We start from the raw sequence: 15,217 nt of genomic DNA, 5'->3' as shown, positions 1-15,217 counted from the left end.
TCCGGTCCAGGAGCGGGCCTAGAACGGCTCATCGGACGTGGGGCGCGAACGGCTCGGATCATGCGGGGCGGCGCCGAAGGCGAGGAGGAGCCGGATGAACGAGGATCGCACCCTGACCCTCGACGAGGTCTACGACCTTTCTTATCGCGCCTTGTCCGGAGCCGGCGCCGAACCCCATCAGGCCGACCCCGGCGCCCGCTCCATCCGCGATGCCGAAGCCGATGGCATCCGCAACGTCGGGCTCGGCTATCTCCCGATCTATTGCGAGCATCTCGTCTGCGGCAAGCTCGACGGTACGGCCCGACCCCGGCTCGAGGAACTCGCCCCCGCCTCGCTGCAGGTGGACGCGGGCAACGGTTTTTCCCACGCCGCTTTCGAACATGCCCTGCCGCGCTTCATCGCCATGACGCGCACGACCGGCATCGCAGGACTTTCGATCGTCGACAGCACGTCGGCCGGCGTCGTTGCCTGGTTCGTCGAGCCGCTTGCCGAAGCCGGCCTCGTGGCCCTCGCGTTCGCCAATTCTTCGCCCCTGATGGCCGCCCACGGCGGTAAGCGCCGCTTTTTCGGCACCAATCCGATCGCATTTGCCGCGCCACGTTCGGATGGCCCGCCGCTCGTCGTCGACCAGGCGACGAGCCAGGTCGCCTTCGTGCGCGTGCGCGAGGCGGCGGCAGGCGGAAAGCCGATCCCGATCGGCTGGGGACTGGACGCCGAGGGCCAGCCGACGACCGATCCGCACGCCGTCGTCGATGGTGGCAGCATGGCACCGGCGGGCGGCGCCAAGGGTGCGATGCTGGCGCTGCTTGTCGATCTGCTCGCCGGCGGCATCGCAGGCCCGCATTTTTCGTATCAGGCCTCCGGCTTCACGACGAACGAGGGCCCGCCCCCCGGCGTTGGCCAGTTCATCCTCGCCATCGATCCGGAACGCTTTGCGCCCGCAACGCGTCTCGGCGCGAGCTTTGCCGAACGCGTCACCGGCCAGCTCGCTGAAATGACGGCCGAACCCGGCTCCCGCTTGCCTGGGGCGAGCCGCCTAGCCCACCGCGCGTGTGCGGCGACCCATGGCGTTGCCGTACCACTCGAGCTGATCGAACGACTGGAAGGCTTTGCGGCGGGTCGCCGACCGGGTGCCTGACCCGTAGGCCGTCTTGCTCAGGCGACGCTGCGCGTTGCCTCGGCGAGCGCCTGCGGCAGGGCCTCCGCGAGGAGCTCGAGTTGGGCGGGTGTTCCCGCGCTCACCCTGATGCAGCGGTCGAGCGGCGCCACCCCCGGCATGCGCACGAACACATCGCGCGTGATCAGCCCCTTCAGCACGGCGCGGGCGAAATCCCCGTTCCGCCCGCAGTCCACGGCGACGAAGTTTGTTGCCGAGGGCAGACTGGCGAGCCCGTTGGCCGCCGCGATCTCGGCGATCCGCCGGCGGGCCTTCGCCACGTCCGCGACGACGCGCCCGAGGTGGGCTTGGTCGGCGAGCGCCGCCATCGCGCCCGCCTGGGCGATGCGCCCAACTCCGAAGTGGTTGCGGATTTTATTGTACTGGTTGATCAGTCCCGCCTCGCCGATGACGTAGCCGACTCTGAGGCCGGCGAGCCCGTGCGCCTTGGAAAACGTGCGAAAGCGCAGCACACGCGGGTTGTCGACGTCGATCTTCGGCAGCGTGCCTTCGGGTGCGAACTCGCCGTAGGCTTCATCGAGGCAGAGGATGCTCCCCTCGGGCACGCCCGCGATCAGCTCGCCGACCGTTGCCGCGGTCGACCACGTCCCCATCGGATTGTCGGGGTTCGCGAGAAAGAGGACACGTGCTCCTTCACGGCGGGTGAGATCGAGCAGTGCCCCCGGGTCTTCGCGATCGCCGACGTAGGGCGTGGTCACCAGCTGCCCGCCGAAGCCGGCGACATGGAAGTTGAAGGTCGGATAGGCCCCGAGCGAGGTCGCCACCTTGACGCCTGGCTCGACCAGCATGCGCACAGTGTAGCCGAACAGCCCGTCGATGCCCTCGCCCACCATGATGTTGGCTTGCCCGACGCCGTGGTGGCGGGCGATCGCCTCGCGCAGTTCGTGCACTTCGGGATCGCCGTACATCCAGACGTTCCTGGCCGCCTCGGCCATGGCCTGGATGGCCTTCGGCGAGGGACCGAAAACGCTCTCGTTGGCACCGATCCGGGCTCGGAACGGGCGGCCTCGCTGGCGCTCCTGGGTTTCTGGGCCGACGAACGGAACGGTCGCCGGCAAGCCCGCAACGAGTGGCGTCGTGGGGTACTGGGTCATGCAGGGGTTCCCGGTTCGAGGCATTGGCGGCCCGCCCCGGCCGGCTGCCAATGCACACTGGATGCGTGCTCCTTATTCGGCAGGGCGCGCCGCCGCGTCAACGGCCGTGACGCTGAGCGTCAGGCGCAGCAGCGGCGGCACCAGCAGCAGCGTCAGTATCGCCGAGAGCGAGAGCCCGCCGACCACCACGGACCCGAGCCCGCGATAGAGTTCCGATCCGGCGCCCGGAAAGACCACCAGCGGCAGCATGCCGAAGACGCTGGTGAGCGTGCTCATGAAGATCGGCCGGATGCGGTTGCGCGTCGCCTCGAGGATCGCGTCGTTGACCGCCATGCCGTCGGAACCGATGTGGTAAAGCGACTGGTGCACCAGCAGGATGGCGTTGTTGACGACGATGCCGATGAGGATGACGAAGCCGAGCAGGGTCAGCATGTCGAGCGACTGGGGATGGAAAACATTGACCAGCGCCAGGCCCGCCACACCACCGGCGCCCGCAACCGGCACTGATATCATGATGACGAGCGGCAGCACGAAACTCTCGAACAGCACCGCCATGACCAGATAGACGATGACGAGGGCGAGCAGCAGGTTGATCTGGATTGCATCCCACGTTTCGTTGAGCCGATCGGCGGCACCCGAAAGGCCGAGCCGGACGCCTGTCGGCATGCCTTCCGCCTCGAGCCGGTCGACCACGTCCCGTTCGATGATGGCGAGTGCCGTCTCGAGCGGCAGGCTCTGCGACGGTCGCACCTCGAGCGTGATCGTGCGCAGCCGCTCGCGGTGGCGGATTTCGACGGGACCCGCCGTGAGCGAGATGTCGGCGAGTGCCGCGAGCGGCACGATGCGCCCGCCGGGCGTGACCACGGGAAAGGCGCCGATGTCCTGCGTGCGCAATTGCGACCCGAGCGTTTCGGCGCCCATCAGCGTCAGGTCGATCCGCTCCGCGCCGACCGTCACCTCAGCCACCCGCACGCCGTCGTTGTAGGCATCGAGCGTCAGCGCCAGGGTTGCTGCATCGACCCCGGCATCGGCGAGGCGGACGCGGTCCGGCTGCACCCTGAGTTCGGGAGCCCCGAGTTCGAGCCCTGGTCGCGGTCGCAGCTGGTGGCCCTGCTCGCGCGGCAGCACCTCCCCGATGATGGCGGCCGCGCGCTGGGCGACGTCGAGGATGTCCTCGAGTTCGTTGCCGGAGATGTTTATCTCGACAGCCCGACCGCCCCCGATGCCTCGCCCGAAGAGCGAGCGCTGGCTGATGAAGCCGAACGTGCCGGGCTCCGTGAACACCGGGGCCGAAAGGACGGGGATGAGATCGCGCACCCGGGCGGGGTCCTTGGCCGATCCGCCGAGGAAGGTATTTCCGCGCGACGCCACGAAGAAGAAATTTTCCATAGCCGGAGGGTCTTCGGGATTGCCCGTCTCCTCGCGCTCCCAGAGTGGCCGTGCCACCGCCTCCACCCGCTCGGCGATCTGGCGCGTCGTCTCGAGATTGTAGCCCGGCGGCGGAATGATCACCCCGAAAACGAGGTTGCGGTTTCCATCCGGCAGGTATTCCAATTTCGGCAGGAACAGCCAGGATCCGAGGATCGCGATCCCCGTGATGGCCAGGACGCTCGCCGCTCCGAGTACGCGATTGCGCACCGACGAGCGCGCGTACTTGCGCACCAGAGCCGAAAAACCGCTTCCGGCCGCGTCGATACCTGGCAGCCGCCTGCCGCTGCCGTCCGTCACCGAGCGCGTGAGGAGGCGGCTCGAGAGCGCCGGAACGACCGTGATCGCAACCACCAGTGACAGCATGACGGAAACGGAGATGGCCACCGCGATATCGCGAAAGAGCTGACCCGCCTCCAGTTCCATGACGAGAATGGGGATGAAAACCATGACGGTGGTGAGCGCCGAGACGAGGATCGCTCCCCACACCTGGCGGGCACCCTCGTAGGCGGCCCGGGCCGGCGAAAGGCCCTGTTCGCGCAGCCGGAAGATGTTCTCGAGGACGACGATCGCCGCATCAACCACCATGCCGACCGCGAATGCGATGCCGGCCAGCGAGATGACGTTGAGCGTTCGCCCGAGCGCCGCCATGGCAACGAACGTGGCGACGATCGAAACCGGAATGGCGAGCGAGACGACCAGCGTCGCGCGTGGCGAGCGCAGGAAGAGGAGCAGAACCATGGCCGCCAGCGCGCCCCCGATCCAGATGTTCTGCAGCACGAGATCGATGGCGCTGTCGATGTAGATCGTCTCGTCGTAGACTTGATCGATGGAGAGACCCCGTCGCTTCAAGGCCCCATCGCGCAATTCCGCGATCGCTTCGCGCAGGCCCGCCATCGTCTCGATGACGTTCGCTCCCGTGTCGCGCACCGCGCTCACGACGATCGCCGGCTCGCCGCGGTAGCGGATATGCGCGCTCGCCTCCTTGTACCCGAATGCGACCGTTGCGACGTCCTTGAGGTAGACGCGTCCGATGCGCCCGCCTGTTCCCGTCCCCCCGCCGCCGTTCTCGACTTCATCGGCGCCGCTGCGCACCACGATCGCCGAGACCGCATCGACCGTGTTGAGCTCGCCCTCCGCGCGCACAACGTAGCGGCGCTTTCCCTCGTTGATGTCGCCGGCCGAGAGCGAGATGTTCTCCCTCCTCAGGCGACCCAGCAGATCGGGAATCGTGAGGCGGTAGCGGGCGAGGCGTTCGGGATCGACGACGATCTGCAACTCGCGTTCCACGCCGCCGTAGACGTGGACCAGCGCGATCCCCTCGACACGCTCGAACCGCTCCTTGACGGTGTCGTTGACGAAATCGCCGAATTCACCGATCGGCGTGGTGTTGCCCGGCTGGCGCTTGAGCACCATCCAGGCGATCGGATTGTCTTCCGCGCCCGAGGTCTTGAAGGTTGGCCGGTCCGCCTCTTCGGGATAGGAACTCACCCGGTTGAGCTGGTTGGCCACGAGCAGCAGCGCCCGGTCCATGTTGGTGCCGATCGCGAACTCGAGCGTCACCTGGCCGCGACCCGTCTGGGCCCGCGAGGACATCTCCTCGAGGCCCTCGAGGCCCCGCAGCTCATCCTCCTGCTTGTTGATCAGTTCGCGCTCGACCTCGGCCGGGGCCGCCCCACCCCACAGCGTCGTTACCTCGATGACCGGCTTGCGAACGTCCGGTGTGAGCTGGATCGGGATGCGCGTCAGCGCCAGCAGCCCGAAAAGGACCGCCATCAGCACCACGGAGAGCACCGCGACGGGGCGCTCGATCGATGCCCGGATCAGATCCACGCCTTTACGATCCTTCGCGCTTGGCCGTTGGCGGTGGTGGAACGGCCGACACCGCCGCGCCGCCCGCCGGCGCTTGCCCTGCGAGCGGTTGGCCGCCCTCGCTGCTACCCGCTGCCGGCTCGGGCGTCGTCTCGGCGGTCACCGCCTGGCCGTCCCGCAACCGCTCGTTGCCCCGCACGACCAGCAGATCTCCGGCCGCCACACCATCACGCACCTCGATGCGTTCGCCGACCGCGTCGCCGAGCGAGACCGGGCGTGCCATGGCTTTTCCGTCGATGACGGCGAAAACCGTCCAGCCGTTCCGCCCCTGCACGAGAGCGTCCTTTGGAACGGTCAGCGCGATGCGCTCCTCGCTCGCCGGCACAGCGAGCGTGATCGAGCGCCCGGAGATGATCCGGGTCGGATCGAGCTTGGAGAGGTCGGCCACGAAACGCACCGCGATGGTCTGCGTGGCCGCGTTCTGCACCGGCACGATCGCGCGCACGCGGGCCGCGACATCGAGCCCTGCCTCGAGGCGCGCGGTCACCTGCTGGCCCGGCGAGAGGCCCGCCACCAGAGCGGCCGGTACATCCGCTGCGATCTCCATGTGCTCGAGATCCATGAGCGTCGCGACCGCGCTGCCGACCGTCACATAGGCCCCGGGCTGCGCCTGACGCGCGACCACCACGCCGGCGAACGGCGCGCGGATGCTGGCGTGCTCGACGAGATAATCGGCCCGCGCGAGTGCCGCGCTGGCGCTCGTCACACGCGCCTGAGCCTCGGCGAGTTCACTCGCGGCCTGCGCCGCCTCCTGCTCGAGGTCTTCGAAACGCCCCTTCGAGAAGGCGGTCGAGCCCTTGAGCCGCGCCTGACGCTCGAACGATTGGCGCGACAAGCGCAGTTTGGCTTCGGCCACGGCGACACCCGCCTTGGCGACGACGAGGGCGGCGGCCGCCTGATCGCGCTCCAGCCGGATGAGGGCGTCGTCGAGCCGAACGAGTTCCTGGCCCTGCGTCACCTGGTCGCCGATTTCGAACAGCACCTGCTTGACGATGCCGGGCGCACGCACCGCGACGGCCGCCTCGGTCGGCGCGACGAGTTGGCCGATCACCGACCGCGTGTCCACCACCTGGCGCGGCTCGGCCCGCTCCACGACGACCGCCGAGGCCCGGCCCTGCGCCAGGGCTGACGAGCTTGCAAGGAACGCATGGGAAAACGCCGCGAGCGCCACGATGGCGACAACCGCCGACCAGTCACCGAGGATGCCCGGGCCGGAGCCTCTGGTTCCCGCCCTTGCCGAACGCCCCCCACAACACAAGACTGTCACGCGTTGGACCCCGATGATTGCTGGATTTTCCGCATCATACACGACAATGCCGTGCCTGGCGTGAAATTCAACGCCTGGAATTTGATCCAGTTTTCATCATCGTGACTACCCTGGCCTGCGGCCGCGGCGCCATCAGCGCAGCGCGATGAGGCGTGCCTTGTCGGTCAGCACGTAGAGCTGGCCCTGCGCGACGATGGGCGCGATGAACACGGGATGGTCGAGATTTCGGGTGGCCGTGACCTTGCCGGTCGTGGCATCGACGCTCGCAAGATTGCCGCTGGAGGAGGCGAGCCAGAGCCGTCCGCCCGCGAGCACGGGCCCGGTCCACGTGCCGCCCTCGGGCAGTGCCGTGGCCCACCTGAGGGTGCCATCCTTGCGCGACAACGACAGCAGCTTGCCCGTGACATCGACGACGTAGACGGCGTCACCGGCCACCCAGGGCGTCTGAGTTCCGCGCACGTTCTGCGACCACAGACGGGCGCCGGAGCGCGCCTCCGTTGCGATCATGCGGCCCGCATGACCGACCGCGAACACCGTGCCGCCGTCGACCACCGGGCGCGCCGGATCGCTCAGCGCCGCGAGCGAGGAGTGGGAGCGCGCCCGTGCGAGGCTGTCGCTCCAAATGGGCTCGCCGGTATCGGAGCGCACCGCCACGACCTCCCCGGACGGGAAGGGGGCGACCACGAGATCACCATCGACGGCCGGACTGACATTGGACAGCATGCTGCCGTCCTGCGGAAGCCCACGCGAGCGCCAGACGATCGCACCGGTCGCCGCGTCGATGCAGAAGAACCGCCCGTCGATCGCCACCGCGAAGACGCGACCGTTGGCGGCCGTTGGCGAGGATCGGATCGGCACGCCGACCGGCGTCTCCCAGAGTTTGGCGCCGTTGGATGGGTCGAGACCGACGAAGACGCCGAAACCGGTCGCCGCGACCAGCCGGCCGTCGGTCGCCGCGAGGCCCCCGCCATAGCCACTCTCTTCGTCCTCGTGCTCGGGCACCAGCGAGACGCGCCATTGCCGCGAGCCGCCGCTCGCCGAGAAGGCCGAGACCTGGGCTTCGGTATCCATGGTGAAAATGCGGCCACCGAAGATGATCGGGCTGACCGTCAGCCGGCCATCCTTGGAGGAGCCCGATCCGGCATCGGCCGTCCAGGCGGTTTGCAGGGCCGATGCCAGTGCGAGATGACCGGGCGCATTGCTCGGTACACCGCCCGGTTGGCTCCATTCCGCATTGCTTGTCTCCGGCGGAAGTGAAACTGGACCGGCAGCCACCGCCAGCTCACCGGGCAGTCCCTCCTGGCGGCCCAGCACGGCGATGCGCTCACCTGGCAACCGCTCTTCCGTTTCGGCGAATGGGTTGAGGTCGCCGAGGCTCGGCAGAGCGAGGCCGCCGCCGGAGCAGCCGGACAACACCAGCGCCGCCAAGGTCGCTGCCAGCGGATAGAGGATCGATCGCGCGCGCATGGCTCTTCGAATTCCCCCGGTTCGCGCCCCGGGAGGCACGAACCGACGTGCCTCCGGCATGGTCACGGGCGTTGCTTCGAGGACGCTGCCGCCGCAAACCAGCGCCCGTTCAGTTCCCCTGGCTGGCCGGTGCCGTCGCTCCGGCCGAGCCACTCGATCCCGTAGCGCCACTTTCGGGCGACTTCGCGTCGAGCCTGACGATCAGCTCGAGCATCGTCTGGGCCCTTCGCCGCAAGCCATCAGGGGTCTCGACGTCGCCGAGAATCTCCTGAAAGTGACCTTCGGCGGTTTCCCGATCGCCGGCCTTGTACTCGGCCATCGCCACCAGCTCGCGAGCGCTGTGCCGCCACGGGTTCGATGCATCCAACAGAGGGGTGAGCCGATTCTTGACCCCCGTAAAGTCGTTCGCCTCGAGGCTGAGCATCGCGGCCCTGAACCGCGCCATCGTGCGGATGGCCTGATCTCCCGCCCCTGCCTTCGTGATTTCGTCGTAGAGGGCGATCGCCTCGGCGCCGGCGCCCTCCTTGGCCTTGAGTGCGGCGAGTCTCAGCTTGGCGAGGGCCGCATACCCACCCGAACCGGCGGCGATGCGCTCGAGTGCGGCCGTGCCCTCCTCCGCCTTGCCCTCGTCGATCAGCTGGCCGGCCTCGGCATAGGCGAGGCCCGCCGCCCGCGCCTGCTCGCGCGTCCAGTAGTCGTACGCCTGCTTACCGCCGACCAGGAGGATGATGGCGAGCGCGCCGATCAGCACATACCCGCCGTAGCGGTCCCAGAGCGCCTTGATTCGCTCGCGCCGCAGATCCTCTTCGACCTCGCGGAAAACGTCGCCTTCGACCATCTCGTTCCATCCTGCCGCGCCAGCGGCAGCTCCATCTATCCGCGCCGTAAGCCCGGCTTTGCTCAGGCCACGACGAACACGGCGGCTCGCGGCCGAATCGCCGCCCGCCATTCCTCTCGACCCCGCTCTATAGAGCCTTGCGGGCGGCTCGTCACCAGAGCGCTCGGCGAACCAGCCGACGCCACGGCTCAACTACGCGGTTTGCCACGCTTGCCCTTGGAAGCCCCCTCGTTCGCCGGTTCGATCACCGCGTACGTATGATCGACGGCGGGAAACGATCTGGCTCTCACCTCCCCGGCATACTCGGCGATCGCCCCTTCGATCGCCGTACCGATCGCACCGAACATCTTGACGAATTTCGGCACCCGCGGGCTCAACCCGAGCATGTCCTCCATCACCAGGATCTGGCCGTCACAGGCCGCCGAGGCACCGATCCCGATGGTTGGAATGGGGATGGCCTCGGTGATGCGCGCCGCGAGCGGCTCGGCCATCGCCTCGAGCACCACCGCGAAGGCGCCGGCCTCGGAAACCGCCTTGGCGTCCTCCTCGATCGCCTGCCACTGGTCGCGGGTGCGCCCTTGTGTCTTGAAGCCGCCGATCACGTTGATCGACTGCGGCGTCAGCCCGATGTGCGCCATCACCGGGATGCCGCGGTCGACGAGGTAGCGGATCGTCTCGGCCATGCGCTGGCCACCCTCCAGCTTGACGGCGCCGCAGTCGGTTTCCTTCATGACGCGGGCGGCGTTGCGAAAGGCGACGGGGGGACTCTCCTCGTAGGTGCCGAATGGCATGTCGACGACGACGAGCGCCCGACGCGCGCCGCGCACCACCGCCCTCCCGTGCATGATCATCAGCTCGAGCGGCACGGGAACGGTCGTTTCATAGCCGTGCATCACCATGCCGAGGCTGTCGCCGACCAATAGGAAATCACAGTATTTATCGGCAAGGCGTGCCGTATGCGCGTGATAGGCCGTGAGCGAGACGATCGGCTCGCCACCCTTGCGGGCCGCGATCTCCGGCGCGGTGATGCGGCGAACGCTCGGCTCGATGCTCATGCCTGGGCCTCCTCGATCGGGCACGTGACCCGTTGTTACACCGCCCCCGACGCCCCGCCAACCGTGCCCTAGCCGGCGCCCTAGGCAACCGATGATGTCGACGGCCTCAGATCGCGGCCAGCCGATCGACGAGCGGTCCGACACCGGTCGCGATCGGGTCGACCGCCGGCAACTGGAAGCTGTCCTCGAGGCGGGCGAGGTAGTCGCGGGCCGCCGCCTTCTCAATGTGGCTGGTGTTGATCGAGAGCCCGACGGTGCGAACGCCGGGGTTGGTCAGTCGCGCCGCCTCCTCGTTGCGCTGGATGCAGGTAGCGAGGTCGGGCAACTGATAGTGCGGCAGGCCGCGCATGTGCGGCCGGGTCGGCTCGTGGCACATCACGAGGGCGTCGGGCTGCGAGCCGTGGATGAGGCCGATCGTGACGCCCGCGAACGAGGGATGGAAAAGTGAGCCCTGGCCCTCGATCACGTCCCAATGATCGGCGGCCGCGTCCGGCGTGATGGCCTCGATCGCGCCGGGGATGAAATCGGCGACGACGGCATCGAGTGGCACGCCGGAGCCGACGATGAGGATGCCGGTCTGACCCGTGGCGCGGAAGTCCGCCGCCATGCCGCGTGCCCGCATCTCCTTTTCGATCGCGAGGGTCGTGTACATCTTGCCGACCGAGCAGTCCGTGCCGACCGCCAGCACGCGCTTGCCGCTGCGCTTCTTGCCGTTGCCGATCGGCAGGTTCGCGTCGGGCTCGCGCACCTCGACGAGGCGCCGCCCGTGGCGCGCCGCCGCCTCCGCGAGCCCCGGCACGCTGGCGAGCCGGCGATGCAGCGCGTTGGCGACGTCCAGCCCCGCCTCGAGGGCCGAAACGATCGCCGCCGCCCAGGCGTCCGGCAGCCTGCCGCCCGCGTTCGCCACCCCGATCACCAGAGTGCGCGCACCGCTCGCGGCCGCCTCCCGCGCCGTCATGTCCTTGATGCCGAGGTCGATTTTGCAGCCCTCGAGACGCATCTGGCCGACGCATTGATCGGGCCGCCATTGCAGGATGCCCGCAGCCGTCTTGGCCGAAAGGTGGTCCTGGATGTCGCCGAGAAAGAGCAGGTAGGGGCGCTCGAGATTCATGATCGGATCCGGTTGAGGAGGAAGGGGGACGGTCCTCGCGGGCTCGCAGATGCCGGTCCGTGGCTCGTACGACCGCAAGTCTCCCTATCGCCAATCGCCTGTCCGCGCGCAAGGGCGATCCGCGTCGGGGCGCCGCTCAGAACGGTGTGGGCCCCGCCAGCGAACCGGCGAACAGCAGCCCCCCGAGCACCACGATCGCCAGCGAGCCGAGTACCGCCGCCACATCGCCGACCAGCCGGGCGCCCCGGCTCGAGCGCCCCCCGGCAATGCGTGCCGTGAGATCGCGACCGCCGACGGCGAGGACGGTGAGGATGGCGACCGTGAGGGCCGTGCCGACCGACATGGCGAAAGTAGCGGCGACGCCCGCCCAAAAGAGCCCCTGTGCGATCGCGAACACCAGCACGATGATTGCGCCGCTGCACGGCCGAATGCCGACGCTGAGCGCCAGGGCCAGGGCCCGCCGCCAGGACCAGGCTTCCTCGACCATCGCCGGCCCCGGCAGGTGCTGGTGGCCGCAGCAGGCCCCGCTCGCGTCGTGGTCGTGGTGATGGTGGTCGTTGCCGTGGGCGTGATGGTGGTGCGCGTGGTCGTGCCCATGACCGTGCGCGCCGTGCGGCGCCACGGCCGGCCGCCGCGCGATACGCGCGAGCGCGCTCCAGAGGAGCCAGAGCCCGAGCACGGCGACCAGCGCGTAGCTCGCCGTCTCCAGCCAACCGGCGGTCTCGCGCATATCCAGCCCCGCGCATCGCAGCACCAGCAACATGACGGTGACGAGCAGGATGGCGCTGAGTGCCTGAAAGAGCCCTGCGAGCACCGCGACGAGCGCGCCCCGCCGCGCCGTTCGCTCGTTGGCGACGGCATAGGAGGTGATGATCATCTTGCCGTGGCCGGGCCCGAGCGCATGCACGACGCCGTAGACGAAACTCAGCGAAACGAGGCCGAACACCGCGACGAAGAGGTTGTCCGTTTTCAGCCGTCGCACGGCGCCGGCGAGATCGCGGTGCAGCCGCGCCTGCAACTGCCGGACATCGCGCCAGAGCCCGTCGAACATTCCAGTGAAGCCGCCGCTGGCGGCGCCCGGCGGTTCACGGCCGGCCGTTATTGCCTGGCGCGGAGCGAATGCGCTCGGCGGGCGGGATTGGCCGCCGGGGGGTGTCGTGGCCGCGGGATCGGTCGTCTGGTTCTGCGCGACCGCGACGCCAGGAGCCCCGATGCTCGCGGCGTCAGCCGGCACGGTCCAAAAGGACAGCCAGACCGTGGCGAGCAGGGAGATGACACAAATGAACCGTGCGACCAAGGTTCCTCTCCCCGCGCCTCGATCAGCTGCCACAGCGCACGTGCACCGTCGGAACGTAACGCGATCCGAACCCGCCTGAACTCGACAACTCGGCATAGTCGCTCTCGCCCAGGCTCGACAGCGTCGTCTCCGTATCGTCCGCCGGTTCGGCGACGGTTGGGGCGCACTTGCCCGGATCGGCCGCACTCATCAACACGCCGCTCGCCTCGGCCAGCTCGAAGGAGATGTAATAGGTTGGATCGTAGACCTGATAAGCGAAGGCTTCCGGGGCAACCTCGACCGGCGCCTTGAACGGCAGATCGAAGATCAGCACCAGTCGTTCGCCCTGCAACTCCGAATGGTATTCGGTCGGTGTCGTCAGTTCGAGGTCGAGCGTGCCGGCTCGTGCGAACGTGAAGTAGTTGAAGCCGAGCAGCGCATCGACGTTGATCTTCGAGAGTTCGTGCAGCTCCTCGCGGGTATAGGTGCCGTCGCCGTCCGCATCGAGGCCGGCGATCGCGAACGAGGTATAGAGTTCATCGAACGACCAGCGATGGCGGAGCCCTGTGAACGTGCCGGCATCATCGCGCATGACTTCGCTCTGGACGGTGACCCAGACGTGCGGATGCGCCAGCGCCTGTCCCGTGAGGCAACCTGTCGCCAGGATCGCGGCCGCCAACATGCCCGAAGCACGGCCTGCGGTGCGCCTCGTGTGGCAGCCGTGGCTCGAAAGCCGGTCGCTCGACGCTGGCGTGCCCATGTCCCCCTCCTGCTTTCGCTCGTTCTAGGTGAGCGGCCGGTTCGAACCCGCGCTCGCGCGAGCCGCCTTCGTTCCCGCGCCATCCGCCGGTCAACGCGTGCGCTGGATCACGAAGCGGTAGACTCCATCGTCGAGGCCCTGTTCGACCATACGATGCCCCGTCGCGCGGCAAAAGGCATCGAAATCGTCGGTCGCGCCCGGGTCGGTTGCCAGAACCTCGAGCAATCCCTCGATCGGTACGTCCGCCATCGCCTTCTTCGCCTTGAGGATCGGTAGCGGGCAGATGAGGCCGGTTGCGTCGAGCTGTTTGTCGACCATGCCTGGGCGAGCCTCCGCCATTGCTTCAGGTGGACTGCGCGTCTCGCGCGCCGGCGCCGACCCACGGCGCTCCCTGCCTCATGTAGTGCGCTTCGGGCGGCGTCCGCAATGGCCCGCCGCCCGCCATCCTCCGGCCCCGTGCCGAGAGGGCATCGACCGCGCGAGGCGATCAGCTTCCCATCTGCTCCAGCTGGTTGGCCGTTTCCTGTGCCTTTGCGAAATCACTGTCCGCGCAGGCCTTGTCGAGCGCCAGCATCAGCTCCTCGGCCTTCGTCGCATCGGCCTCCGAGAGGGTCTTGCCCTCGAGCGCCACTTCGATGGTCGAAACCAGCGTGGCGCACTCGCCGGTGCTCGTCGGCAGTTCGGCGGCCGTCGCCAGCCCGCCCGAGACGAGGAACCCGAAAAGGGCCGTGGCCAGAACAGTCTTCATGACGATCTCTCCTTCACTCGGCGTGCGCGCCCCGGGGGCCGGGGTCGCATCCGCGATTCGCCTGTCTCGCCGGCTTATCCGACGCCATGGTCGCGAAATTGTGACGAATATGCGGTTGCTTGGCCCGCCGCCGGAGTGGCAGTGGCGCCGACCTCGCCACCGCTCCGACGCGATCCCCGGGCGCTAAAGTCGGGCGGCGAGAGTCTGTACCGCGCCCTCCAGTTCGCCATAGCCGGCGATCACCGCGTCGGGTCCGTAGCTCGCGATCGGCTCCGGGCTGTAGCCGAAGCTGACGCCGATTACGGGAATGCCCGCCTTCTGGGCGGTGCGCACGTCGACGTCGCTGTCGCCGATCATGATCGCCCGGTTCGGGTTTCCGTCCGCCAGGATGATCGCGCCGATGAGGTGGCCCGGGTCCGGTTTGCAGATGGGCAGGGTGTCCCGTCCGACGATGGCGTGGCAGTGCCGCGCGAGGTCGAGCGCATGCAGCAGCTTGCGCGAGAGGTGCTCGCGCTTGTTCGTGCAGATGGTTACCCGGGCCCCGAGATCGACGAGCCTTTCCAGCACGATCGCGGCGCCGGGGTAGGGCCGGCTGTCCACCGCGATGTTGGCCTCGTAATATCGCAGGAACGCATCGAGCAGCGCGCCGGCTTCCTCCGGTTTGGGCTCGCGCCCCAGATGCCGCATCGCCGTCTCGATCATTGCGGCCGCCCCCAGGCTCACCGACGGCAGGATCACTTCGAGTTCCACCGGCGAAAGGCCGGCCTGCTCGAGCGCATGGTTGGTCGCGCGCGCGAGGTCCGGCGCGGTGTCCACCAGCGTGCCGTCGAGATCGAATGCGAAGGTGAGATGCCGCATCTTGCCGTCACCCCCAACCGCCCAGCGAGCCCGACAAGGTCTAAGGCGTTTGCGCGCCGCTGTCATCCGCTCTCGCCCATTTCGGCGCTCGCGCCGTCGCGGCCGTGGCCGGGCGGGACCACTCCATGGCTGCCACCCGGCGCCCGACCGATCGCCAAGTGTAGCGGTCTGGCTTCCTTGTCAGCGGCGGTCCGTCCGCCTAGAGAGACGTCACGTGGCGCCGCCGGCGCCAGCAATCCGTTTCAATGCCACCCGGCCACGCCATC

General features: G+C 68.5%; 13 protein-coding genes. 1 reads left to right on the top strand and 12 read right to left on the bottom strand.

Annotated elements, in window-relative coordinates; all coding sequences use genetic code 11:
* The first annotated feature begins 94 nt into the window (after nucleotides 1-94).
* Nucleotides 95-1,138, top strand: coding sequence for an Ldh family oxidoreductase (locus GC150_15250; GenBank protein ID MBI1386261.1), 1,044 nt, complete (start codon nucleotides 95-97; stop codon nucleotides 1,136-1,138).
* A 17-nt stretch (nucleotides 1,139-1,155) separates the two neighbouring features.
* Here GC150_15250 and GC150_15245 read toward each other — a convergent pair whose 3' ends face one another.
* The 12 genes from GC150_15245 to GC150_15190 form a co-directional block, all read right to left on the bottom strand.
* Nucleotides 1,156-2,271, bottom strand: a complete 1,116-nt coding sequence (locus GC150_15245) for a pyridoxal phosphate-dependent aminotransferase (protein ID MBI1386260.1) — start codon at nucleotides 2,269-2,271, stop codon at nucleotides 1,156-1,158.
* 72 nt (nucleotides 2,272-2,343) lie between these two features.
* A complete protein-coding gene (locus tag GC150_15240) occupies nucleotides 2,344-5,532 on the bottom strand; it encodes an MMPL family transporter (protein ID MBI1386259.1) in 3,189 nt (1,062 codons plus the stop codon).
* A 4-nt stretch (nucleotides 5,533-5,536) separates the two neighbouring features.
* Complete coding sequence (locus GC150_15235) at nucleotides 5,537-6,928, bottom strand: efflux RND transporter periplasmic adaptor subunit (GenBank protein MBI1386258.1); 1,392 nt, start codon at nucleotides 6,926-6,928, stop codon at nucleotides 5,537-5,539.
* A gap of 42 nt (nucleotides 6,929-6,970) precedes the next feature.
* Nucleotides 6,971-8,305: a PQQ-binding-like beta-propeller repeat protein gene (locus GC150_15230; protein MBI1386257.1), complete on the bottom strand. Its 1,335-nt coding sequence runs from the start codon at nucleotides 8,303-8,305 to the stop codon at nucleotides 6,971-6,973.
* A 109-nt stretch (nucleotides 8,306-8,414) separates the two neighbouring features.
* Nucleotides 8,415-9,254, bottom strand: coding sequence for a tetratricopeptide repeat protein (locus GC150_15225; protein ID MBI1386256.1), 840 nt, complete (start codon nucleotides 9,252-9,254; stop codon nucleotides 8,415-8,417).
* A 77-nt stretch (nucleotides 9,255-9,331) separates the two neighbouring features.
* The gene (gene panB, locus GC150_15220; protein ID MBI1386255.1) at nucleotides 9,332-10,198 is read right to left on the bottom strand and encodes a 3-methyl-2-oxobutanoate hydroxymethyltransferase; all 867 of its coding nucleotides are present in this window, start codon (nucleotides 10,196-10,198) and stop codon (nucleotides 9,332-9,334) included.
* A 106-nt stretch (nucleotides 10,199-10,304) separates the two neighbouring features.
* A complete protein-coding gene (locus GC150_15215; GenBank protein ID MBI1386254.1) occupies nucleotides 10,305-11,309 on the bottom strand; it encodes a DUF1611 domain-containing protein in 1,005 nt (334 codons plus the stop codon).
* Between the two features lie 136 nt (nucleotides 11,310-11,445).
* Entirely contained in the window at nucleotides 11,446-12,702 is a 1,257-nt protein-coding gene (locus GC150_15210; protein MBI1386253.1) for a nickel transporter, read from the bottom strand.
* A complete protein-coding gene (locus GC150_15205) occupies nucleotides 12,629-13,345 on the bottom strand; it encodes a DUF1007 family protein (protein ID MBI1386252.1) in 717 nt (238 codons plus the stop codon). Before GC150_15205 ends, GC150_15210 begins: the two co-directional genes overlap by 74 nt.
* A 90-nt stretch (nucleotides 13,346-13,435) precedes the next feature.
* On the bottom strand, nucleotides 13,436-13,663 hold the full coding sequence (locus GC150_15200; protein ID MBI1386251.1) for a hypothetical protein: 228 nt from the start codon (nucleotides 13,661-13,663) through the stop codon (nucleotides 13,436-13,438).
* Between the two features lie 169 nt (nucleotides 13,664-13,832).
* Complete coding sequence (locus GC150_15195; protein ID MBI1386250.1) at nucleotides 13,833-14,093, bottom strand: hypothetical protein; 261 nt, start codon at nucleotides 14,091-14,093, stop codon at nucleotides 13,833-13,835.
* A 183-nt stretch (nucleotides 14,094-14,276) separates the two neighbouring features.
* Nucleotides 14,277-15,017 (bottom strand): HAD hydrolase-like protein, encoded by a 741-nt coding sequence (locus GC150_15190; protein ID MBI1386249.1) that lies wholly within the window; start codon nucleotides 15,015-15,017, stop codon nucleotides 14,277-14,279.
* Between the last annotated feature and the right edge of the window lie 200 nt (nucleotides 15,018-15,217).

It is taken from the genome of Hyphomicrobiales bacterium (assembly GCA_016125495.1).
Taxonomy (GTDB): domain Bacteria; phylum Pseudomonadota; class Alphaproteobacteria; order Rhizobiales; family RI-29; genus RI-29.
Note: the sequence above shows the minus strand (reverse complement) of the source record. Positions and strands in the feature narration are given on the sequence as shown.